Here is a 19,775-nt window from a genome sequence, read left to right on the forward strand (position 1 = left end):
GTGAGTAATGGCCTGTTCAGAAGAGCCCATCGTCGTCCGCTGTACACACTGTGAATTCGTCCACCAGTCGACGCTGAAGCCCGACTCGTGTCACATCTGCGGCGGAGAGCTGTAAGACACGCGTGCAACCGTCGTGACGCTACTCACCGGGCAATCCCGGCCGCCGACAGCTAGTGCTCGGCTCTCACCATAGCAAAGGGAACTGGATGCCCGGGTGCTCACACTTTCCAGCACTCTATCCTCGTCTTCCCCACTCAGTCGCTCGAGGGTCGAAATTCGAAGCGTGCACCACCTTTCTCGCTCTCCGCGAGCGTCACCTCGAGTCCGTGCTCGTCGGCGATTCGTGCGACGATCGTCAGGCCGATACCGGACCCGCTGTATCCCGTGGTAAATCCGTGCTCGAAGATTCGCTCTCGCGTCGACGCACCGATACCTGAGCCGGTATCCTCGACGTAAAACCCGTCAGCCAGCGGACCGACCCGAACCGTCACGTCCGCCCCACCGTGGCCGATCGCGTTTCGAAACAGGTTCTCGAAGAGGGCCTGTAGCTGTCCATCGTTACCGATCACGGTGCAATCGTCGACCTCGAGGGCAGCGTCTTTCGTCTCGACCATCGTCCAGGAGTCACGGGCGACCGTTTCGACCGAAACCGGACCGTGGTCGACCGATTGCAAGCCGGGGCGAGCCAGTATCGTCAGGTCGAGGAGGAGATCGTCGATCCGTTCGAGCGCGTCCGAAATGCGATCCAGGCTGTCTTCGTCGCCGGTCTCGCGATACAACGCGAGCTCGCCGAACGCGATCGATAGCGGATTTCGGAGGTCGTGAGAAACCATGCTCGCGAACTGGTCGAGTCGTTCGTTCTGTGCCTCGAGTTCGGCCGCCGTCTCGCGGGGTTCTGTGACCTCCTGGGTGAGCAAGACGCCGTAGAGCTCGTCCTCGATCGCGACCGGTTTCGTCTCGACGTGGTGAACGCGCCCGTCGTACTCGATATCGAAAGAGCGGGACGTTCCCTCGAGCGTTTCGCGAAGTTCGGGTTCGAGCCGAGAGGCGGTTTCGTCGGGGAAGAGCTCGTCGAGTGATTCGCCGACCATCTCGGCTGTCGGTTTTCCTGAAAACGGAAGGGTGCGCGGGCCCACAATCCGGTACCGGAGAGAGTCGTCGAATAGTACCAGGATACCGTTGGGGACGTTTTCGATGACGTGTCGATGGCCGTTCGATGGCGGTCGCAACCGCTTCGTGTCGGGAGAGGGGTTAGGGGTGATATCACGATATTGGGAGGCATTCGCATAAAAATAGCGGCTCTGGAGACGTACTCGTCGCAACCGTCGAGGGGCGATTCGGATCGGACGACGGTCGTCTGCGAGCGGCCTGGGGAGTGGGAGAGGAGGTAGGTGGAGGTGGAATACGAAACGCGAGGCTGTGCCTCACCTCGAAACGGTCCGTCACAGTTACAGTCCCGTTCGTGATACTCGAGGTGTGGACCGAATCCTCGTTAGCACGGTCGTCTATCGCTCGCCCGAGGAGGTGTTTCCGTACCTGGCGGACTTCTCGCGGTACCCGCGCTACGCCGACCACCTCGAGTCGGTCACCGTCGACGGCGACGGTGGTCCAGGAACGCGCTACGACCTGCGGCTGGCCTGGTGGAAGCTCAGCTACACGGCGCGATCGGAGGTCACCGACGTGTCGGCGCCGACGTCACTCGAGTGGCGACTGACGAAGGACCTCGACGCCGAGGGCGAGTGGCGCGTCGAGCCCGCACCCGACGCGGCGCCGCCGAGCGAAGAGACTGCCAGTCGTCTCTACTTCGAGGCCGTCTACGACCCGCACTCGGCTAGCGAGGACGCCGTTTCGCTCCCCCGATTCGTCTCGATGGGGTGGGTGATCGACAAACTACGGCCGCGACTAATGAACGAGGCCCGGCGCGTCCTCGAACGCCTCGTGGCGGACGTCGAGGGTGAACGTCGGTCGATCGAGTTGACCGTTCACGAGGGGCCATAGCGGGCTCGAGTTTCGAGAGTCGAAGCGCGTGAGTCTGTCGCTTCGAAGGATCCGAGAGAGTGAGAGAAAGAGGTTGCGTTCGTGGATTTCGAGTTACTCGCCTGAGTCGCCGCCGTAGCGCATGAAGCCGTACACGAGCGAGAGCGTCGAGAGGACGCCGGCCAGCGTCGCGACGAGGAGCGTCCAGGCGGCGTCCGGTACTACCGAGATGGCGCCGCCCTCCCCACCCCCGCCGGCTCCTTCGGCAACTTCGATGCTGCCGGTCATGCCGACGCTGACGTGGGGTTCACAGATGTAGTCGTAGGTCCCTTCGACGTCGAACGTGTGCTCGTAGGACCCATCCGACTGGAGGTCGGTTTGTCCTTCCCACTCGGCATCGTCCGGGATCTCGCTGGGAGCGACGTTGTGGTCGGCGTCACCGACCCACTCCCAAACGACCGTGGTACCGGGTGCAACCGAGAGGCTATCGGGGACGAACTCGTTGTCGTCGACCTCGACGGTTTCGGTGGCGCCGCCTCCGCCGCCACCGCCGTCTTCGGATTCGTTGCCCTCGCCTTCGCCGTCTTCGGATTCGTTTCCTTCACCACCGTCTTCGGATTCGTTGTCCGCTTCACCGCCATCCTCGGCCGTCTCGTTGCCGTCGCCGTCAGTTTCGTTGCCGTCGCCGGTATCCGTCTCGTTGTCTTCCTGTGCGAGTGCACTCGCACTCACGCCGGTGGCGACCGCCGTCCCCGCCGTACCGGCGAGAAAGAGTCGCCGTGAGAGTCGTGTCTCGTCCTCGGATGGGTTCATACCAGGGGGTTAGCAACGCCCGGTACTGAAATCTTCGATTCCATCGTTCGTCACTCGCCACGATTGTCGCCGCTGGTTCACACGAAGAGGGCGCGATTCGAACATTGGTATAAAAAATATAGTGTAAGTATCCGGTTTCTCGAGGCGAGATCGCAACGTGAGGCGAGAAGCCGATTCGATATGGCACGCGACGACGCACGGATGAAGACGCTCGAATCGGACGGAAAACGCTCAGTAGCGGTAGTCGTGCTCGCCGGTCTCGGACTCGAGGAACGCCGCGAGCAGGTCGATAGTCGCCGCGACGTCGTCGACGTGAGCCATCTCGGTCACGGTGTGGAGGTACCGCGTCGGGATGGAGAGCGCGCCGACCGGCTTCGCGCCGCGAGTGTTCTGGAAGCCGGCGGTGTCGGTGCCCCCGGCGGGCAGGATCTCGAGCTGGTGGTCGATGTCCTCGTCCTCGGAGACGCTCCGAAGTCGGCGGTGGACCTTCGGGCTGGTAATGACGCTCCCGTCCTTGAGCTTGATCGCGGCACCGTCGCCGAGGCGGGTGACGTGCTCGGCGGCCTCGAAGCCCGGGACGTCGTTGGCGATAGTGACGTCGAGGGCGATGGCGAGGTCGGGGTCGACGTCGACACCTAGCGCCTTCGCCCCGCGGAGGCCGACTTCCTCCTGGACGGTGGCACAGAAGTGAATCGTCACGTCCGGATTCTCGATCCGGCGAGCGGCCTCGAGCATGGCGAACAGACAGACGCGGTCGTCGAGCGCCTTGCCGGTGACGGTCTCGCCGACGCGCTCGGTCGACTGGTCCATCGTGACGAGGTCGCCGACCGAGACGCGCTCCTCGAGGTCGTCCTTCGGAAGACCGGTGTCGACGTAGACGTCGTCGACCTCGGGGGTCTTCGAGCGCTCCTCCTCGTCGAGGGTGTGCGGCGGCGGCGAGCCGATGACGGCGGGAAGGTCGCCGTCATCGGTGTGGATCGTTACGCGCTGGGCTTTGAGGACGCGGGCGTCCCAGCCGCCGAGGGCGTCGAGCTGGAGGAAACCGAAGCCGTCGTCGTCGCCGGCGACGTGCTTGACCATAAAGCCGATTTCGTCCATGTGGGCGGCGACGGCGACGCTGTAGTCGCTCTCGCCCTCGATGGTGCCGACGACGTTGCCCATCGCGTCGATGCGTACGCGGTCGACGCTCTCTTCGAACTCGCGCTCGACGAGGGCGCGAATCCGGTCTTCGTACCCCGGGACCCCGCTGGTCTCGGTGAGTTCGGTCAGGAGGTCGAGATCGAACGGTTGAGACATGTCCGAGTCTGTCGCCCGAATGCGCATAAGTGCGTGGGAACGGGTTCGGCGTGCCGGTTTCGTACTCGAGGACTGCGACTCGATCACGACGGTCCGGGACGAACGCGAAACCGACGCCCTCACGATACTCGAGACGCGAGTGGTGGGCAATGGCAGCCGATCGCCGAATCCTCGGGCTAAGCGTCTGTTTCGTCGTCACGCTCTGGCTGGTGTACGAACTCGAGAACGCGGTGCTCTGGGTACTCTGGGGAGGGGTAATGATGGCGCTCTCCGGCGGGTTACTGGTTCGGCTCAATCGTCACTGAAGCCGCCCTGGTTTTGCTCGTTGCAAATTCCGCCCGCCGAGTCACTCGGGCCGCAACGAGTCGATTACGCGGCAGGCGTTTTTCGAAAACGCGCGGCGCAGTTTGTCCGCCGACACGTCGAGGGTCAGAATCTCCATGATGGCCACGTTCGGGTGCCAGTCGGGCGCGCCGCTCCCGAAGAGGACGCGGTCGGGATGCTCGAGCAGTGCCCGCTCGAGAACCTCCCGATAGCGGACGCCACTGGTCTCGAGGTAGCAGTCGTCGACGGTCTCGAGCAAATCGAGAAACGTGTGGGCGGACGGCCGACTGACCGAGGGGCCGCCCCCGTGGGAGACGATCGCCGGAAACCCCCGATCCAGGAGGGGATCGACGAGCGCCGATGGCGGCGCGTCCTCGCTGCCACGGACGATTACCGGTAGGGACGCGGCCTCGAGTTCCGCGAGGACGGCCTCGTCGGGGACGCCGTCGACCGCCGGGTCGAGGACGAACCCGTGGAACCGGTCGTCGTAGGCGTACTGCTCGACGTCTTCGGGAGTCGTGTGAAACGGCTGGCGGCGGCTCACGGCGTTTCGGAACCGCCCTGTTCGGTCGGTCTCGAGCGCGTTCACGCCGTTGATTCGGGCGAAGGCGACGAACGGCCGCTCGACGCTCCGACGGGCGACGCCGTTGTTCGCGGCGACGTAGGACTCGTCGGGCCTGGTTCCCGGAAAGACGACCGCCCGAACGATGCCGGCCTGGTGCATCTCCCGTTCCATTCGGTCGGGCGTCGCCGGGGGCACTCGAGTCGACGGGTCGCCCCTGCCGTCCGGGGACAGCCGAGCGTGGACGTCGACGACGCGGAAGTCGTGTTCCAGCTCGAGCATTCGCCCGTGCGTTTGCGGTCGACACACATGGGCGTACCGACTTCCGCTCTCGACCAGGACGGGCAATTCGCCGTCGAGCCGAACGGGACCGACCCAGCGAGGTGGCGTGTGCATCCGTCACACAATCGCCAGAGGGAACCGCGGTGGCTCCGAAATACTTTTATAGAAGTGCTGACGATACAAGTAGTGAGGTTTCACACATGGCACAACAGCGACGCATGGGCGGACAGCCTATGTTCATCCTGAGCGAGGACAGCAACCGAACACAGGGCCGCGACGCGCAGTCGTCGAACATCATGGCCGGGAAGGCGGTCTCCGAGGCCGTACGTACGACCCTCGGCCCGCGCGGCATGGACAAGATGCTCGTCGACTCGAGCGGGAACGTCGTCATCACGAACGACGGCGCCACCATCCTCAACGAGATGGACATCGAGCACCCCGCCGCACAGATGATCGTCGAGGTCGCCGAATCCCAGGAGGAGGAAGTCGGTGACGGTACGACGACGGCCGCCGTTCTCGCCGGGAACCTGCTCGCCGAGGCCGAGGACCTCATCGAGCAGGACGTCCACGCGACGACCATCGTCGAGGGCTACCACGAGGCCGCGCGCATCGCCCTCGAGGCCATCGAGGATCAGGTTCTCGACGTCGACGTCGACGACGAACTGCTCGAGCAGGTCGCCGTCTCGAGCATGACCGGCAAGGGAACCGGCGGTCTCCAGACGGAGACGCTCGCCGAGACCGTCGTCGGTGCTATCCGCCAGGTCAACTCCGACGAGGGTGTCCAGCGCGACAACGTCGAGATCCACACCCAGGTCGGCGCGTCCTCGAACGCGACCGAACTGGTCAACGGGATCGTCATCGACGAGGAGTCGGCTCACGACGAGATGCCCACGAGCGTCGAGGACGCCTCGGTCGCCATCCTGGACGTCGAACTCGGCATCCGGACGGGCGAGGTCGACGCCGAGTACTCGATCGACTCGATCGACCAGCTCAACGCCGCCCTCGACGCCGAGGAGGACGAACTCCGCCGGTACGCCCAGGACGTCATCGACAGCGGCGTCGACGTGCTCTTCACGACCGACGACGTCGACGACCGCGTCGCTTCGCTGCTCGCCAGCGAGGGCATCCTCACCTTCGCGGACATCACCAACAAGAAGGCTCGTAAGGTCGCCAACGCGACGGGTGCTCGCCGAGTCGGCGCCCTCGAGGACCTCGCCGAGGACGACTTCGGCCACGCCGACCGCGTCCGCACCGAGACCTACGGCGACGACGACCTCGCGTTCGTCGAGGGTGGCGCAGCCGCCGAGGCCGTCACCGTCTTCGTCCGCGGCGGCACCGATCACGTCGTCGACGAACTCGAGCGTGCCATCGAGGACGCCCTGGACGTCGTCACCGCGGCGCTGGACTCGGGCGAGGTTGTCCCCGGCGCCGGCGCGACCGAGATCGCCATCGCCGACGAAATCCGCTCGGCCGCGGCCGGCATCGAGGGCCGCAAGCAGCTCGCCGTGACGGCCTTCGCCGACGCGCTCGACATCGTTCCGCGCACGCTCGCGGGCAACACCGGACAGGACCCGATCGACGCGCTGGTCGACCTCCGCGCCGCCCACGAGGCCGAGGGCCGCGCCGGACTGATTACCGACGGCGAGACCGTCACCATCGGTGACCCCGTCGAGCACGGCGTCGTCGATCCCGCCGACGTCAAGCGCGAAGCCGTCGAGAGTGCCACCGAAGCCGCGACGATGATCGTCCGCATCGACGACGTCATCGCCGCCGAATAACGCCCTCGCGTCCGTTTTACCGTTTTTCTCGACCGTTCACGTCGTCCGATCGCAGCCGATAGTGTTATGTTGTGACATACCATACGAAAATGTATGTCCCATCGCTCACCGACAGATCGGCTGGTTCGAGCCGGGGGCACGGCCGACCGACCGATCTACTACGACGACCGTCGGGGGACGTACCACACATGGTACGAAGGGGGGACATACGAACCGGTTACGACCGCGGTCCTGATGGCCGTCTCGGAAGCCCTCGAGACCGACCTCGAGTCGCTCGAGCCGCTGGCGGCAGCGGTCGATCCCGAAGCGCTCGACGACCTCTTCACCCGCGGTGTGCGGCCCCAATTCCAGTCTCGATCCCAATCTCGATCTCGAGGCGGAACGAACGCGCTCGTGGTGTCGTTCGAGTACGCCGAATGCAGGATACGAATTCACGAAAGCGGTGAGATCGTCATCGACCCGCGCAAGCGGGGATGACGACTCCCCGCCAGCGATGGTGGCGAATCCGCACCAGTGGATGCGACGAGGCTCACCTCCACCGCCGCTACCCGTCGACGGGAGGCACCCGCTCGAGGACGAATTCGTCACCGACCCCGAGGCCGAAGGCGTCGTCGCCGCGGCCGTCGTTGACGTCGAGTTCGACGTAGCCGTGGCTCCCGACGAGTGCAACCTGCTCGCCGGGAGCGACCGTCGCGAACGTCTCGCCGACGGGAACGTGTTCGTCGTTCACGCGAACGTTCTCGGCTTCCTCCAGAACGTCGCCCGGGACGTTCGTGATGACGTTGCCGAAGTCGTCGACGGCGAGGACCTCGCCGGTCACTGCGTTCGGTTCGCTGACGTCGGCCACCGAAACTCTGCAGTCGACGGGTTCCGTCAGTCGGGAGAGCCAGGGAAGATCCTCGAGTGCCCCGTCCCGGGTTTCGACGGCCGCTGCGGCGGGAGCGAACACGTCCCGACCGTGGAAGGTCGTGCTTCCACCGCTCGTGTGGTGACCTGACGGAACGGGCGTCTCGAGGCCCGATTCGTCGACGGCGAACGTCTCGAGGCTGGGGTCGTCGCTCGGCGCCGTCTCCTCGAGGGCGCCGTCGTCACTCGTCGTCCCGAGGTTGCTACCGTCGCTCGATGCCGTCTCCTCGATGCCAGCCAACCGGCGGGCGACCGGGAGGAGCACGCCGTTGTCCGGGCCGACGAGAACGTGGTCGCCGGCGCGGACGACGATCGCCCGTCGGTCGGTCCCGACGCCGGGGTCCACGACCACGAGGTGCGTCGCCGGCGGGAAGTACGGCAGTGTCTCGCGCAACCAGAACGCGCTCGTGCGAACGTCGCCCCTGGGGAGGTCGTGAGAGACGTCGACCAGGCGGGCGTCGGTTCGCGAACAGAGGACGCCCCTCATCGCCGCCGGGTAGGGCGAGCCGAAGTCCGAAGCGAGCGTGATCATGGTCGCCGATACGGGGCGGTCCCTCAAAGCCGATACGGCTCGCTCTCACCGTAGCACACCCGGTGACGCCTCGAGGACGGACGGCTCGTGATCAAAGCCGATTGTGGCCTGGGGTCGATTAGGACCCGGGAGGGTCGATCGCGACACGGGAGAATCAGCCCGGTTCACTCGCGCAGTTCGTCCTGGCTCGTCTCCGACCGGTCGCAGGTAGCTCCCTCTCGTCGGTCGATCGTCACGTCGTCAGAGTCGTCTCTCGGCTCTCGACCGGCGTCTTCGACCGCTTCGGTCGATTCCATGATGCGCTCGAGTTTGCGTTCGAACTCGTCTTCCGAGAGCTCGCCGGCCGCGTATCGGTCCTGGAGCGTCCCCAGGGGATCGACCGCCGTGTCCTCGTCGGGTTCGACCCTCGACCGACGAATCGACCACCAGCGATAGCAGATCCACCCGAGAAAGACGGCGACGGTGCCGCCGAACACGAGACCCGCGACCGCACTCGGGAGCTGGCCGACGTACCAGAGGACGCCGACGACGACCAGCAGGTCGAACGCGAGGACGAAAAACAGGCCGACCATCTCGCCCGTGAGTACTCGCGCATCCTCGTCTTCAGCCATTACTGTCACAGTTTTGTCCCGTCACTATGGCTGTTTCCGTTCGGGTGCCCGTCCCTGACTGGCGGGTTCAACCGTCCAAGCCACTCACGCGCCGTTCGAGTCGTCCTCCGAGACCATCTGGATCCGTTCGATGCCGTTGATCTCCTCGACGACCTCGACGACGGCGTCGGGGACCAGTGACTCCCAGTCCTCGTCGTCGATCATCCGCTCGCGAACGGACGTCCCCTCGAGGACCTCGCGGTTGAACATCGGGGACTGACGGATGTCGACCCCCGACTCGCGAAACAGCTGGACGACGAGTGGGTTGTTCGAGTACGCCACGTCGAAGTGCGGGCTCATGCTCTGGACGTGGCTCACCCAGACGGAGTTTCGCTCTAGGTCCTCGATCGGAACTGCGTACGTCGTCAGATCGAACTCCTGGACCGCCTTGGTGAGCATCATGATCCGCTCGCCCGCGGTGAACGGGTTGCGCGTCGAGTGCGAGTCGCCCGCGCTCCCGATTCCGAGAACCAGTTCGTCGACGTCCTCGGCGATCCGTTCGACCATGGTGTGGTGACCGTTGTGATAGGGCTGGAACCGGCCGATGTAGAACCCCCGCGTCATACCTGACACCTCGAGGGTCGGACTCTTAAGGGTGGCGAGGTTCCCGCGGGAGCGAAACCGGCGAAATCGGCCGTCTAACGCCCCATCTGTAGTAGCCACGAATCGGGAGAAGGGAGAAAGTATATCAGTCGCAATCCCTTCGGTTCGGATACCGAATAGCCATTTATGAGCAACGATACGAACGTTGACGGCCCGTCGCCGGACGACGATGGAACCCCTCCCGACGAGGAGGACTCGTCCGCGGACGCGGCTCCCCCGGCCGACGACGGCACGACCGCCGACTCCCCCAGTGGTGGGTCCGACGAGACGGACTCGGACGCCGTCGAATCGCCGGGCGATACGGAGGACGCCGGCGGTGACTCCGGGCCAGGCCCCGACGCCGATCCCGAGGACCCCCTCGAGCGATCGCTCGAGAAACTCGAGGACGGGATCGAGGACGCCGACGCGGCGGCCGTCGACGCACACGATGCAGACGAAGACGACGAGATCGAGACCGTCGAGGACCTCGGCAGTACGGTCGAGGTCGACCCGGGCGTCGAGATCGACGAGGAGATCGCCGAAGACGACCTGCTCGGCGGCCTCCAGATCGACTCGACCGCCGACATCGAGGTTCCCGACCGACTGGTCGACCAGGTCATCGGGCAGGACGAAGCCCGCGACATCATCATCAAGGCGGCCAAACAGCGCCGTCACGTGATGATGATCGGCTCGCCCGGGACCGGAAAGTCGATGCTCGCGAAGGCGATGAGCCAGCTCCTCCCGAAGGAGGACCTGCAGGACGTACTCGTCTACCACAACCCCGACGACGGCAACGAACCGAAGGTTCGAACGGTGCCGGCGGGCAAGGGCGAACAGATCATCGAGGCCCACAAGGAGGAGGCCCGAAAGCGCAACCAGATGCGGTCGATTCTGATGTGGATCATCATCGCGATCGTCGTGGTCTACGCGCTCTTCGCGGGACAGATTCTCCTCGGTATCCTCGCCGCGGGTATCATCTGGCTGATCTTCCGGTACACCTCCCGCGGCATGGACGCGATGGTGCCGAACATGATCGTCAACAACGGCGAGCAGCGCACGGCGCCCTTCGAGGACGCCACCGGCGCCCACGCCGGTGCACTGCTCGGCGACGTCCGCCACGACCCGTTCCAGTCCGGCGGGATGGAGACCCCGAGTCACGACCGCGTCGAACCTGGCTCGATCCACAAGTCCAACAAGGGCGTGCTGTTCGTCGACGAGATCAACACCCTCGACGTCCGCACCCAGCAGAAGCTGATGACGGCGATCCAGGAGGGCGAGTTCGCCATCACGGGCCAGTCCGAGCGTTCCTCGGGCGCGATGGTCCAGACCGAACCCGTCCCCTGTGACTTCGTCATGATCGCCGCAGGGAACCTCGACGCGATGGAGAACATGCACCCCGCGCTCCGCAGCCGAATCAAGGGCTACGGATACGAGGTCTACATGGACGACACCATCGAGGACACCCCCGAGATGCGCCGCAAGTACGCGCGCTTCGTCGCCCAGGAGGTCGAACGCGACGGCCGCCTGCCCCACTTCACCCACGAGGCCGTCGAGGAGGTCATCCTCGAGGCCAAGCGTCGCGCGGGTCGCAAGGAGCACCTCACCCTGCTGTTCCGGAACCTGGGCGGGCTCGTCCGGGTCGCCGGCGACATCGCGCGGGCCGAGGACGCCGAGTTCACCTCGCGCGATCACGTCCTGCAGGCGAAGAGTCGCTCGCGCTCGATCGAACAGCAACTCGCCGACGACTACATCGAGCGCCGCAAGGACTACGAACTGCAGGTCAACGAAGGCGGCGTCGAGGGCCGCGTCAACGGTCTCGCCGTCATGGGCGAGGATAGCGGGATCATGCTCCCCGTCATGGCCGAGATCGCCCCGGCACAGGGCCAGGGTCAGGTCATCGCCACCGGGAAGCTGAAGGAGATGGCCGAGGAGTCGGTCCAGAACGTCTCCGCGATCATCAAGAAGTTCTCGGACGTGAACCTCTCGGAGAAGGACGTCCACATCCAGTTCGTCCAGGCCGGTCAACAGGGCGTCGACGGCGACTCCGCCTCCATCACGGTGGCGACCGCCGTCATCTCGGCGCTCGAGGACATCCCGGTCGATCAGTCGGTCGCGATGACCGGATCGCTCTCGGTCCGCGGTGACGTCCTCCCGGTCGGCGGCGTCACGCACAAGATCGAGGCCGCCGCGAAAGCCGGCTGCACGAAGGTCATCATCCCGAGGACCAACGAGCAGGACGTCATGATCGAGGACGAGTACGAGGACATGATCGAGATCATCCCGTGCTCGAACATCAGCGAGGTCCTCGACGTCGCCCTGATGGGCGAACCGAAGAAGGACTCGCTGGTCGACCGGCTCAAGCAGATCACCGGCTCGGCGTTCGAGAGCCAGGTCAACACCGGCACCGGGACCGGAACCGGCGGCTCGAACCCGAGCCCGCAGTAATCGAATGGCCCAGTGGGCGGCGTTCGCGGGACTTTCCGGCGTCGTCCTCGTCGCACTTCTCGTTCTGTCGGTACTCACCCAGCGCGCGTTCGAGGAGCCGAACGGCTCGAGTGTTGGCCGTTCTTCGCCACTCGAGGCCGATTCCTCGACCGACCGTCCCCTTCAGCGGACCGACTCGGAGGATCGCACGACCGACGCGGCGTCTCGAGAGGAACCGCCGGAGGAGGCGGCTACGTCCGCGGTCGAGGGGGACGGACCGGCGGCCGATGACGTTGCGTCCGTCGTAGACGCGAGGGCGCCTCACCAGCCGACGGAACCGCGAGAGACCACGCGATCGGAGACTGAAGCCGACCCTCGCGACGTCTCGACCGGAGCGTTGCTCGCGAACGTCGCTCTCTCACAGGGGCTATTTGCCGCAATTTTGCTCGGAGCCGCCGTCTACACCGCGATCCCGCTCGAGGCGCTCGGAATCGAACTCGACGTGAGCTATCTGCGGAGCGGTCTGCTCGTCGGCGCGGTCGCTGGCGCCGCCCTCTACGCGGCGAACGAAGTCGGGGCCGCGCTGGCGACTCGCCTGGGGGTCGACCACGACGAGGCGCTTCGTGGACTGCTGGCCCCAGACGACGTTCGCGGGTGGGTCGTCCTGCTCGTCGCCGTCCTGCCGGTCGTCGCGTTCTTCGAGGAGTTTCTCTTCCGTGCGGCCCTGATCGGCGCCCTCGATGCCGGCTTCGACGTGCCGATCTGGCTGCTCGCCGCGGGGTCGTCGGTCGCGTTCGCGATCGGCCACGGGATGCAAGGGCCCGCCGGCATCGTCGTCACCGGCCTCCTGGGATTCGTCCTCGCGGCGCTGTTCATCGTCACGGAGAGCCTGCTCGCCGTCGTCGTCGCTCACTACCTCGTCAACGCCCTCGAGTTCGTCGTTCACGAGGGGCTGGGACTCGAGCCCGTCGAGTCGGTGCTCGAGACGATCACCGGAAGCTAAGAATCTAAACACCTGGCCGCCCTCGAACGCGTATGAAGCAACTCGAGTCCGTTTCGGACACCGTCCAGCGAGCCATCGTCGTCGGGATCGTGCTCTACTTCGCGCTGTTTTTCTACGCCGAGGTCGCCGACGTCTTCGTCGTTCGCCGCGCTGCAAACGCCGTATTCGGCTTCGTTGCCCTGGGCGTCGGTGCCGTGTTCCTCTCCAACGCCAGGGAGACGTTTTCCCCGCTCGGGGGCGCCGGCGTCTGCCTCGTCGTCGGCGGCATCGCCCAGCTCGTCGCGGTCGTCGTCGTCGACATCCTGATCGATTCCATCGCCTCGATCGCCGTCTTCGTCGGGATCGGACTCTACGTCTACGCGATCTGGACGGCCTCGTGATCGCGAGCTACGCCGGCGCGGAGACGCCCCAGGTGATGTGATCCCAGGTCCGCTCGTAGAGGTAGTACGTCCCCGTTTTCACGACGTTCGTCGCGATCCCGATGTTGAGCGCCGCGCCGACGTCACCGACGACGACCCAGGCGACGACCGTCGTAATTAGGATCATGAACAGGCGGTAACACAGGGTCTTCGCGATGGCTCGTTTTCGAGCCTGGAGTGCCGATCGCGAGACGATATCGTCGAGCATAGTCCGTTGGTCCACTCGAGGGGCAATAATAACCACGTATGGTATCTTTTCCCAGAATAAGAAACCATATTCAGTTACGTCAGTCCCGGGAATCGTCGCTCCGAAAACAGGATCGGTCACGGACAGTCGGTCGTGAGTGCTCGTTGGCGGACCGGCACTCTAGAAACGGAGGCCAGCGGCTACAGTTCCTCGAGCGAGCGCAACTTCTGCTCGACCTGTGGTGGCGCGGCGCTCGGACCGTCCCGAACCCGGTGGTCGGGGAAGACGATGGGGATCGGATTCTCGTCGAGCGCCGTGCGCACGAGGATGGTGTCGTCCTCGTCCTCGGGATCGAGTCCCGCCATCCGGGCGACGGTGGCGACGTCGACGTTCTCTCCGTAGGGAATCCCACGAATCTGTTCGAGCACCGATCGCTGGTCGGTCGGTACGGTCAGGGCCACCTCGAGATCGGCGAAGTCGACCTCGGAAAGGCCCTCGAGGTACTCGGCGAAGCGATCCAACACGGGGTGATCCCCGACGACGGCGTTCTCGTCCGGCTGGTCCGGGAACGAGACCGACACCACTCGACCGCTGGCGATCCCGACCTGGACGAACCGCTCGAGGTAGGTCGACTCGAACGCGTAGATGCCCGCGTCCGCATCGGCGAAGTCGTTCATAGGTGAGTGCAGGGACGGCCGCGCCTTGAATATTCGCCCGCTGTCGCCGACGACAACAGGTCGTTCTCGCGGACTGTCGTCGACCGAATCCCCTTTGGGGCCGACGAGCGTAGGACGGCCCGATGAGAGTCGTACAGCTCGGGACCGGGACGCCGGAACTCGCGGTCGTCGCCGCCATTCACGGCGACGAGCCCTGCGGCGTCCGCGCCGTGGAACGGCTGATCGAGGAGGAACCGTCGGTCAAACGCCCCGTGAAGCTCGTCATCGCGAACGAGGAGGCCCTCGAGCGCGGCGTCAGGTACGTCGACGAGGACCTCAATCGGGCGTTCCCGGGTCACCCGGAGGCGGAGACCCACGAGGGGAGACTCGCCCACGAACTCGGGGCGGAACTCGAGGGCTGTCTCACGTTCTCGATGCACTCCACGCAGAGCCACGCCGATCCGTTCGCCATCGTCGACGAACTGAGCAAGACGACCAGGGACCTGTGTCCGCAGCTGCCGGTGACGGCGCTCGTCGAAACCGGCCCCTTCGCTGGCGGGCGACTATTCAGCGGGGCCGATGCGATAGAGGTCGAGTGCGGGCTACAGGGAAGCGACGCCGCGGCCGAGAACGCCGACCGCCTGACGCGGGCGTTCCTGACCGCCGTCGGGGCGCTCCCGGGCGATACGGTTCGGCGGGACCTCCCGGTCTACCAGCTCGTCGACCGGATCGACAAGGCGGCCGCCGACACCTACGAGGTGTTCGTCGACAACTTCCAGCGCGTCGAGGAGGGCGCGGCGTTCGCGGCTGCCGACGGCGATAAGCAGGTCGCCACCGAATCCTTCTATCCCGTCTTGCTGTCCCCCTACGGCTACCGCAACGTCTTCGGGTACACCGCGCGCAAACTCGAGACGCTGACCGCCTCCACAGTCGCCGAGTGAGCGATTCGTCCTGCCGGTCGGGCCGCCGACGAGTTTGCAGGACGAGTTCGCGTCGACGATGCCGCGGCTGAACCAGTGAAATCGATGACGCAGCTGAGACAGTGAGACCGATGCCGTCGCTGAACCAACGAAACCGATGCCGCGGCTGAAACATTGAACTAGGGCCGCCCCCTTTCGAGGAGTACACCAATGCCACTCGAGTCGCTCCTCCCGGCCGCACCGTTTCCCAACGGGATCGATCACTACGCCCTCGGCGGCGTCCTCGTCGGTCTCGGCGTCGTTATCATCTACCTCGCGACCGCCGTCGCCCCCGGCGCGAGCACCTTCCTCGAGTCGACGCTATCCTACGGCTCGTCGCTCTCGAGGCTCGACCGGTATCGGGCCTCTCGAGACTGGCGGGTCGTCTTCACCCTCGGCATCGTCTCCGGGGCGGCGCTCTACACGCTCGCGACCGGCGGCGGAGCCTGGGTGACGGCGGTCGCGCCGTGGCGGCTCCTTGTCGGCGGCGTGCTCATCGGGGTCGGCACCCGTCTCGGGAAGGGGTGCACCTCCGGTCACGGCGTCTGTGGCGTCGGGTCGGTCTCGAGCACGTCGTTCGTCGGCGTGCTCTCGTTCCTCCTCGTCGCGATCGTAACCGCGCAACTGGCGATGGCCGCGGGGGTGTCGCCGTGAGTCCCAGCCCCGAGCCAGTCGCGGTCGTTCAGGACCACGAGCAGCATCCGCTGTTCCTGCCCGTCGTCTTCCTCGGTGGCCTCGTCTTCGGCGTCGGCCTCGCACTGAGCGAGATGGCGAAACCGGAGGTCGTCCTCTCGTTTCTCCAGTTCGAGGACTTCGGCCTCCTGTTCGTCATGTTCGGCGGCGCCGCCGTCACCGGCCTCGCCTTCTTCGGCGCGTCTCGAGTCCTCGGCCAGGCCCCGTTGACCGGCGTTCGCTACGGGCGACGGCTCAAGATCCTCGACAGGAACGTCGTCCTCGGCGGCGGCATCTTCGGCGTCGGCTGGGGACTGTCCGGGATCTGCCCCGGCGCCGCCTACGCCAGCCTGGGCATCGGCAACTACGCGATCCTCTGGGGAATCGCCGGTATGTTCGTCGGCGCGTACCTCCAGGCCTACTGGCGGTCGTCGCCGGCGGTTGCGAAGACCGACGCGACGACGGCCGATTGACGAGTGACGAACCCCGTACTGGCCGAGGCTGCGTTTGCCGGCATCACGGCTTCCCCGCTGGGTCTCGAACGTACTGGTATGGTTCGCCTCTCGACGGTGCTCATCCTGCTCGGTATCGTGTTCGTGATCGCGCCGATCCCACCGGTCGGGATGATCCTGGCCGCGCTCTGTTTCGCGATCGGGTTGCCGCTTCGGTTCGTGTTCGACAAGTGAGGGCGTCACTTCGTATTCGGCAAGCGAGTACGCTAGGGCAAGCACTCGAGTCCAGATATTACTATAAAAACTATAGTATATCTCGAGTCGCGTTCGCATCGTTCAAGAACGCATAAATCCCTGCTCCGGTACCGTCCACGTATGGACACCTACGACCTGATTACGCGGAACGTCGACGAGGTCGTCACCGACGAGGAGGTACACGAACTCGCCGCCGATCCGGCCGGCAAGCGCGTCTACGTCGGCTACGAACCCTCCGGCGTCTTGCACCTGGGCCACCTGCTCACCGCCAACAAGCTCATCGACCTCCAGGAGGCCGGCATGGAGGTCATCGTCCTGCTCGCGGACGTCCACGCCTACCTCAACGGAAAGGGGACGTTCGAGGAAATTCGGGACACCGCCGAGCAGATGCGCGCGCAGTTCCTCGCCTACGGCCTCGACGAGTCCCAGACCGAGTTCGTCTACGGCTCGAGCTACCAGCTCGAGGACGACTACGTGCTGGACCTCCACGAACTCGAGCTGTCGACGACGCTGAATCGCGCCCAGCGAGCGATGGCGGAGTTACAATCGGGGGAGACCGCGAAAGTCAGCCACGTCGTCTACCCGCTGATGCAAGCGCTGGACATCGAGTACCTCGACCTCGACCTCGCCGTCGGCGGGATGGACCAGCGCAAGGTCCACATGCTGATGCGCGAGGAACTCCCCGAACTGGGCTACGAGGCCCGTCCGTGTCTCCACACGCCCATCGTCGCCGACCTCACGACCGGCGAGGGGAAGATGTCCTCGAGCCAGGGCGTCACCATCTCGATGGAGGATTCGGCCAACGATCTCGAGGAGAAGGTGAACTCGGCGTTCTGTCCGCCGACCCGCGACCCGGAGGGCGACCTCGAGAACCCCGTCCTCGAACTGTTCGAGTACCACGTCTTCCCCCGATTCGAGACCGTGCTCGTCGAGCGCCCCGAGAAGTACGGCGGGGACCTCGAGTACGGGAGCTACGAGGACCTGGCGAGCGACCTCGAGTCGGGCGAACTCCACCCCGCGGACGCGAAGGGAACGCTCGCAAGCTACCTCGACGAGTTGATCGCGCCGGGTCGCGAGAAACTGCGCGAACTTCGCGAAGCCTGAGACGAATCGTCGCAGGGACCGCGATAGCCGGTGGGTAACCCAGTTCGCGGCCGAGAAGTCGGCTCGTCCGTACACGTAGCATTTCTGGGGACGTTCGTACGTCGAGCATCGAGTCCCGAGTCTCGACGCTCACGGGAAGCGAAAAACGATGAGAAAGTGGTCGTCGACGAGATCGTTCACCAGGTCGGCTCGCGACTGCTCAGTGAGTCGCGTCCTCGAGCACGAGGGTTTCGTCCTCGAGGTAGTGCTCGAAGTGGTGGGCGTCGTCCTCGACGTCGACGAGGATCTCCCGGAGGATCTGGGCGGTCGCGTGATCCCCGAGGTTCGTCGCGAGTTCGATGCTGTCGCGCATCGACTCGATGATCTCCCCGTAAATCTCGAGGTCGTTCTCCATCATCGTGCGGAGGTCGTAGACGTCCTCGCCCTCGAACTCGACGGTCGCGCGGTCCTCGAGATTCGAGGGACCCGAAACCGGGACGCCGCCCAGCGCCTGTGCACGCTCGGCGATCAGGTCGGCGCCCACCTCGGCGTGTTCGTAGGCCTCCTCGAAGAAGAGGTGCAGGTCGCGGAACTCCGCACCCTCGACGACCCAGTGGTGCTTCTTGAGCTGGTGGTACAGCACGTACGAGTTCGCGAGCTCCGTGTTCAGCGCGTCGACGACCTGCTCGGCCTTCTCCTGGTCGAGTCGCAGCGCGTTCTCCTCGACGGTGTCGGCCTGCTGGCGGACGGTCTTTTGAGTGCTCATCCCACCTCCGGCTACGTCGTCATCCCTCTTAAAGCCTTTCCATTAGAAAATAATTCTTCTCGAGGAAGAACCAGATTTTACGACATCGAGAAAATTATTGCTCGAGATCGAATTCTCGACCCGGTTTCCCGCTCGGTGCTCGAGCCTGTGAGCCACGCACTCGAACCCGGAACACTATACTCGAGGACCACCGATCCGCCCGTATGAACGCTTCCGTCCTCGTCGCCGGCGAAACGCTGGTCGACTTCCTCCCCGACCGACCGGGACCGCTCTCGACCGTCGGCCGGTTCGAACGCCGACCTGGTGGTGCACCAGCGAACGTCGCCGTCGCGCTCGCTCGTCTCGAGCACGACCCCGCCCTCTGGACGCGCGTGGGCGACGACCCCTTCGGTCACTACCTGGTGGACGTCCTCGCCGACCACGGCCTCCCCGACAACTTCGTCGAGGTCGATCACGATGCGCAGACGACGCTCGCGTTCGTCACCCACGACGAGTCGGGCGACCGGACGTTCTCGTTCTACCGCGACGGGACCGCCGACACGCGCCTCGCACCCGGAACCGTCGACGACGACGCCCTCGACTCGCTCGAGTGGGTCCACACCGGCGGCGTCACCCTCTCGAGTGGCCGCTCGCGCGAGGCGACCCTCGAGTTGCTCGAGCGCGCCCAGGAATCGGGCTGTACGACCTCCTTCGATCCGAACCACCGACCCGAACTCTGGCCGGACCCGAAGACGTTCGAGCGAATCGGCCGAGAGGCACTCGCGGCGACCGACGTCTGTAAGGCCACCGTCGAGGAACTCGAGGCCCTCGGCTGTGTGGGCGAGACGCCGGAAGCCGTCGCCCGCGACGCCCTCGACTGCGGTCCCCACACCGTCTTTCTGACGCGCGGGAGCGAGGGCGCGATGGTGGTGACGGACGCGACGGCACCGACGCCCGAGGCCGTCTTCGAGCACCCCGGATTCGAGGTCGACGTCGTCGATACGACTGGCGCTGGCGACGCGTTCGTCGCCGGACTCGTTGCCTCGCTTCGCGAGGGACGTGGACTCGAGGAGACCCTGACCTTCGCCAGCGCGGTGGCCGCTCGGGCGACGACCGAGCCGGGGGCGATGACGGCACTCCCGACCCGGGACGAGGTCCAGCAGTGGCTGGACGCTGCGGACTCGTGACGCCCCGACTCACAGCGATTGCGGGTGGTCA

The 19,775-nt window shown here is 65.5% G+C and carries 23 protein-coding genes; 13 read left to right on the forward strand and 10 right to left on the reverse strand.

Translation table 11 applies throughout. The features are described from left to right. Positions 1 to 254 precede the first annotated feature (254 nt). On the reverse strand, positions 255 to 1,136 hold the full coding sequence (locus J1N60_RS17565; RefSeq protein WP_312909246.1) for a sensor histidine kinase: 882 nt from the start codon (positions 1,134 to 1,136) through the stop codon (positions 255 to 257). A gap of 340 nt (positions 1,137 to 1,476) precedes the next feature. On the opposite strand from J1N60_RS17565, the gene J1N60_RS17570 reads away from it, so the two are divergent. Further along, positions 1,477 to 1,998: a type II toxin-antitoxin system RatA family toxin gene (locus tag J1N60_RS17570; RefSeq protein ID WP_312909247.1), complete on the forward strand. Its 522-nt coding sequence runs from the start codon at positions 1,477 to 1,479 to the stop codon at positions 1,996 to 1,998. A gap of 93 nt (positions 1,999 to 2,091) precedes the next feature. Here J1N60_RS17570 and J1N60_RS17575 read toward each other — a convergent pair whose 3' ends face one another. Then, the gene (locus tag J1N60_RS17575) at positions 2,092 to 2,790 is read right to left on the reverse strand and encodes a plastocyanin/azurin family copper-binding protein (RefSeq protein ID WP_312909248.1); all 699 of its coding nucleotides are present in this window, start codon (positions 2,788 to 2,790) and stop codon (positions 2,092 to 2,094) included. A gap of 231 nt (positions 2,791 to 3,021) precedes the next feature. Beyond that, entirely contained in the window at positions 3,022 to 4,086 is a 1,065-nt protein-coding gene (locus tag J1N60_RS17580; protein WP_312909249.1) for a M42 family metallopeptidase, read from the reverse strand. Between the two features lie 149 nt (positions 4,087 to 4,235). On the opposite strand from J1N60_RS17580, the gene J1N60_RS17585 reads away from it, so the two are divergent. Further along, a complete protein-coding gene (locus J1N60_RS17585) occupies positions 4,236 to 4,391 on the forward strand; it encodes a hypothetical protein (protein ID WP_312909250.1) in 156 nt (51 codons plus the stop codon). A gap of 41 nt (positions 4,392 to 4,432) precedes the next feature. On the opposite strand, the gene J1N60_RS17590 is transcribed toward J1N60_RS17585, so the two are convergent. Continuing rightward, the gene (locus J1N60_RS17590) at positions 4,433 to 5,254 is read right to left on the reverse strand and encodes an amidohydrolase family protein (RefSeq protein WP_312909251.1); all 822 of its coding nucleotides are present in this window, start codon (positions 5,252 to 5,254) and stop codon (positions 4,433 to 4,435) included. 233 nt (positions 5,255 to 5,487) lie between these two features. On the opposite strand from J1N60_RS17590, the gene thsA reads away from it, so the two are divergent. After that, positions 5,488 to 7,032, forward strand: coding sequence for a thermosome subunit alpha (thsA, locus tag J1N60_RS17595; protein WP_312912616.1), 1,545 nt, complete (start codon positions 5,488 to 5,490; stop codon positions 7,030 to 7,032). A gap of 93 nt (positions 7,033 to 7,125) precedes the next feature. Beyond that, on the forward strand, positions 7,126 to 7,509 hold the full coding sequence (locus tag J1N60_RS17600; RefSeq protein WP_312909252.1) for a HalOD1 output domain-containing protein: 384 nt from the start codon (positions 7,126 to 7,128) through the stop codon (positions 7,507 to 7,509). Positions 7,510 to 7,576: 67 nt separating this feature from the next. Here the strand turns inward: J1N60_RS17600 and J1N60_RS17605 are convergent, their stop codons facing one another. From J1N60_RS17605 to J1N60_RS17615, 3 genes are all read right to left on the reverse strand, one after another. Next, entirely contained in the window at positions 7,577 to 8,470 is an 894-nt protein-coding gene (locus J1N60_RS17605) for an SAM hydrolase/SAM-dependent halogenase family protein (protein ID WP_312909253.1), read from the reverse strand. A gap of 164 nt (positions 8,471 to 8,634) precedes the next feature. Beyond that, positions 8,635 to 9,081: an SHOCT domain-containing protein gene (locus J1N60_RS17610; RefSeq protein ID WP_312909254.1), complete on the reverse strand. Its 447-nt coding sequence runs from the start codon at positions 9,079 to 9,081 to the stop codon at positions 8,635 to 8,637. A gap of 84 nt (positions 9,082 to 9,165) precedes the next feature. After that, positions 9,166 to 9,684, reverse strand: a complete 519-nt coding sequence (locus J1N60_RS17615; RefSeq protein ID WP_312909255.1) for a nicotinamide-nucleotide adenylyltransferase — start codon at positions 9,682 to 9,684, stop codon at positions 9,166 to 9,168. Between the two features lie 165 nt (positions 9,685 to 9,849). Here J1N60_RS17615 and lonB point away from each other — a divergent pair, with 165 nt between their 5' ends. Genes lonB through J1N60_RS17630 form a run of 3 tightly spaced genes read left to right on the forward strand, consistent with a single transcriptional unit; the run spans position 9,850 to position 13,509 of the window. After that, on the forward strand, positions 9,850 to 12,147 hold the full coding sequence (gene lonB, locus J1N60_RS17620; RefSeq protein WP_312909256.1) for an ATP-dependent protease LonB: 2,298 nt from the start codon (positions 9,850 to 9,852) through the stop codon (positions 12,145 to 12,147). Between the two features lie 4 nt (positions 12,148 to 12,151). Beyond that, positions 12,152 to 13,129, forward strand: a complete 978-nt coding sequence (locus J1N60_RS17625; protein WP_312909257.1) for a CPBP family intramembrane glutamic endopeptidase — start codon at positions 12,152 to 12,154, stop codon at positions 13,127 to 13,129. A gap of 32 nt (positions 13,130 to 13,161) precedes the next feature. Then, positions 13,162 to 13,509 (forward strand): hypothetical protein, encoded by a 348-nt coding sequence (locus J1N60_RS17630; RefSeq protein WP_312909258.1) that lies wholly within the window; start codon positions 13,162 to 13,164, stop codon positions 13,507 to 13,509. 7 nt (positions 13,510 to 13,516) lie between these two features. Here the strand turns inward: J1N60_RS17630 and J1N60_RS17635 are convergent, their stop codons facing one another. Further along, entirely contained in the window at positions 13,517 to 13,756 is a 240-nt protein-coding gene (locus tag J1N60_RS17635) for a DUF2061 domain-containing protein (RefSeq protein WP_312909259.1), read from the reverse strand. Between the two features lie 179 nt (positions 13,757 to 13,935). Beyond that, on the reverse strand, positions 13,936 to 14,412 hold the full coding sequence (locus J1N60_RS17640; RefSeq protein ID WP_312909260.1) for an MGMT family protein: 477 nt from the start codon (positions 14,410 to 14,412) through the stop codon (positions 13,936 to 13,938). Between the two features lie 122 nt (positions 14,413 to 14,534). Between J1N60_RS17640 and J1N60_RS17645 the strand changes: the two genes are divergently transcribed. The 5 genes from J1N60_RS17645 (at position 14,535) to J1N60_RS17665 (ending at position 17,833) form a co-directional block, all read left to right on the forward strand. Further along, on the forward strand, positions 14,535 to 15,332 hold the full coding sequence (locus tag J1N60_RS17645) for a M14 family metallopeptidase (protein WP_312909261.1): 798 nt from the start codon (positions 14,535 to 14,537) through the stop codon (positions 15,330 to 15,332). 189 nt (positions 15,333 to 15,521) lie between these two features. Next, positions 15,522 to 16,004, forward strand: coding sequence for a YeeE/YedE family protein (locus J1N60_RS17650; protein ID WP_312909262.1), 483 nt, complete (start codon positions 15,522 to 15,524; stop codon positions 16,002 to 16,004). Then, on the forward strand, positions 16,001 to 16,495 hold the full coding sequence (locus J1N60_RS17655; RefSeq protein ID WP_312909263.1) for a DUF6691 family protein: 495 nt from the start codon (positions 16,001 to 16,003) through the stop codon (positions 16,493 to 16,495). The genes J1N60_RS17650 and J1N60_RS17655 overlap by 4 nt, the downstream gene beginning before the upstream one ends. Positions 16,496 to 16,498: 3 nt before the next feature. Next, complete coding sequence (locus J1N60_RS17660) at positions 16,499 to 16,708, forward strand: hypothetical protein (protein WP_312909264.1); 210 nt, start codon at positions 16,499 to 16,501, stop codon at positions 16,706 to 16,708. Between the two features lie 141 nt (positions 16,709 to 16,849). Further along, complete coding sequence (locus tag J1N60_RS17665) at positions 16,850 to 17,833, forward strand: tyrosine--tRNA ligase (protein WP_312909265.1); 984 nt, start codon at positions 16,850 to 16,852, stop codon at positions 17,831 to 17,833. Between the two features lie 199 nt (positions 17,834 to 18,032). Here the strand turns inward: J1N60_RS17665 and dpsA are convergent, their stop codons facing one another. Then, complete coding sequence (dpsA, locus tag J1N60_RS17670) at positions 18,033 to 18,578, reverse strand: DNA starvation/stationary phase protection protein DpsA (RefSeq protein WP_312909266.1); 546 nt, start codon at positions 18,576 to 18,578, stop codon at positions 18,033 to 18,035. Positions 18,579 to 18,781: 203 nt separating this feature from the next. On the opposite strand from dpsA, the gene J1N60_RS17675 reads away from it, so the two are divergent. After that, complete coding sequence (locus J1N60_RS17675) at positions 18,782 to 19,744, forward strand: carbohydrate kinase family protein (RefSeq protein WP_312909267.1); 963 nt, start codon at positions 18,782 to 18,784, stop codon at positions 19,742 to 19,744. Positions 19,745 to 19,775 lie beyond the last annotated feature (31 nt).

It is taken from the genome of Natronosalvus caseinilyticus (assembly GCF_017357105.1).
In the GTDB taxonomy this organism is placed as follows: Archaea; Halobacteriota; Halobacteria; order Halobacteriales; family Natrialbaceae; genus Natronosalvus; species Natronosalvus caseinilyticus.